The 1,865-nt window shown below is 72.4% G+C and carries 2 protein-coding genes; both read left to right on the top strand.

All coding sequences use genetic code 11. From position 1 onward, the window contains the following. A partial coding sequence (locus DSY14_RS27695) for a FecCD family ABC transporter permease (RefSeq protein WP_374224070.1) occupies positions 1–1,075 on the top strand: 1,075 nt, incomplete at its 5' end. Further along, positions 1,075–1,857, top strand: coding sequence for an ABC transporter ATP-binding protein (locus tag DSY14_RS27690; RefSeq protein WP_211719547.1), 783 nt, complete (start codon positions 1,075–1,077; stop codon positions 1,855–1,857). The genes DSY14_RS27695 and DSY14_RS27690, both read left to right, overlap by 1 nt. The last annotated feature ends 8 nt before the right edge of the window (positions 1,858–1,865 follow it).

Here is a 1,865-nt window from a genome sequence, read left to right as displayed (position 1 = left end):
GCCGGATCCCTCCCCCGCCGACCGGGGCCGCGGCCTGGCCACCCCCGCCGGCACGGCCGCCACCGCACTGGTCCTGGCGGCACTCCTGCTCGTGTCGGCGATCCTGGCCATCGGCCTGGGCTCGGCCGTCGTGCCCCCGGTCGAGACCGCCCGCTACCTGTGGGCGGCACTGACCGGCGGCACCATCTCCGCCGACGAACTCACCCGCTACCAGGTCATCTGGCAGATCCGCACCCCGCGCGTGCTGCTCGCCGCCGTGGTCGGCGCGGGGCTGGGCGCCGTGGGTGTGGCGGTCCAGGCGATGGTCCGCAACGCTCTGGCCGACCCCTACATCCTGGGCGTCTCCTCCGGGGCCTCCGTGGGGGCCGTGCTGGTCGGGGTCCTCGGCGGGCTCTCCCTGCTGGGCGTCTACGCCGTCTCGGTCGGAGCGTTCGTCGGCGCCTTGGCCGCCACCCTGCTCGTCTACGTCATCGCGCACAGTCGCACGGGCGTCACCCCGCTCCGGCTGGTCCTGACCGGCGTGGCGCTGTCCTTCGGGTTCCAGGCGATCATGAGCGTGATCATCTACCTCGCCCCCGGGAACGAGGCCACCAGCACCGTCCTGTTCTGGACCATGGGTAGTTTCGGCGCCGCCACCTGGGGCGCTCTGCCGGTGGTGGCCGCCACCGTACTGCTCGGGGTGGTGGCGCTGCGCGGACTGGCCCGACCGCTCGACGTCATGGCGCTGGGCGACGAGACCGCGGCGAGCCTGGGCGTGGACGCCCACCGCATGCGCCGATGGCTGTTCGTCCTCACCGCCGTGATGACGGGAGCGATGGTGGCGGTCAGTGGCGCCATCGGGTTCGTCGGACTGGTGGTTCCGCACATCGTCCGCATCCTCGTCGGGGCCGACCATCGGCGGGTACTGACCGTCGCCCCGCTGGCGGGTGCGGTCCTCATGGTCTGGGTGGACCTGGTCTCCCGGGTGGCGGTCGCCCCGCGCGAACTGCCTCTGGGCGTCATCACCGCGCTCATCGGCGTACCGGTGTTCCTCACCCTGATGCGTCGCCGTGGCTACCTGTTCGGAGGACGCTGATGGATCTGCGACTCGACGACCTCACGGTCGACCTGGGCGGACGGCGGATCCTGCACGCCCTCGGCCTGGACGTGCCCGACGGGCGGGTCGTGGGGCTGGTCGGCCCCAACGGTTCGGGCAAGTCCACCGCCCTGCGCTGTGTCTACCGGGCCCTGAAGCCCTCCGACGGACGGGTGCTGCTGGGCGAGGAGGACCTCACGGCGATGGGGTTGCGCGGCGCGGCCCGGCACGTGGCCGCGCTCACCCAGGACAGCGGCAGCGACCTCGACTTCACCGTGGCGGAGCTGGTGGCCCTGGGGCGCGCCCCGCACCTGCGGGGCAACCAACCGCTGAGCGCCCGCGAACACGCGTTGTGCCACCGGGCCATGGAACGCATGGAGGTCGACCACCTGGCCGCGCGGGGCGTACTGGAACTGTCCGGCGGCGAGCGTCAACGTGTGCTGGTCGCCCGCGCGCTGGTCCAGGAGCCCCGTGTGCTGGTCCTGGACGAACCCACCAACCACCTGGACGTGCGCCACCAACTCGACCTGCTCGCGTTGCTGCGCGAGGTGGGCGTGACCGTCCTGGTGGTGTTGCACGACCTCAACCTGGCCGCCGCGGCCTGCGACGTCGTGGGGGTGCTGTCCGAGGGGTCCCTGGTGGCCGCCGGACCACCCGAGAAGGTCCTCACCGAGGCCACCCTGCGCGAGGTCTTCGGTGTGGAGGCCACCGTCGTGGCCCACCCGCTGACCGGCGACACCCAACTGCTGTACCGACTCCCCTCCTCCCGAAAGGCTCCCTGATGCGTTTC

Source organism: Nocardiopsis sp. MG754419 (genome assembly GCF_018207095.1).
Classification (GTDB): domain Bacteria; phylum Actinomycetota; class Actinomycetes; order Streptosporangiales; family Streptosporangiaceae; genus Nocardiopsis.
Note: the sequence above shows the minus strand (reverse complement) of the source record. Positions and strands in the feature narration are given on the sequence as shown.